Below are 361 nucleotides of genomic sequence, written 5' to 3' on the forward strand. Positions count from 1 at the left end.
AACACGTGCTGGTTTTGAAAGTGGTCGTTGTGATGTTCTTACTTCTGACCAATCGCAGTTATACGCAATTCGTATTGGTTTGAAGGATCCAGATTCAGCAATGGTTCTTCCAGAAGTTATCTCTAAGGAACCTCTAGGTCCAGTTGTTCGTCAGGGTGATGACGAGTGGTTCAACATCGCTAAGTGGTCTTTGGTAGCAATGATCGAAGCTGAGTTCTTGGGTGTCGATTCTGCGAACGCAGCTGATATGAAAGACAACGGTAAGCCTGCTCAGAAGCGTCTTCTTGGGACTGAAGGTGATGCTGGCGAGAAGCTTGGTTTAAGTGCTGATTGGGCTTACAACATCGTTTCACAAGTAGGT

The 361-nt window shown here is 46.0% G+C and carries 1 pseudogene; it reads left to right on the forward strand.

Annotated elements, in window-relative coordinates:
* Positions 1–361 (forward strand): annotated as a pseudogene (locus A3738_RS30935) (amino acid ABC transporter substrate-binding protein); the annotation flags it as partial.

It is taken from the genome of Oleiphilus sp. HI0066 (assembly GCF_001635725.1).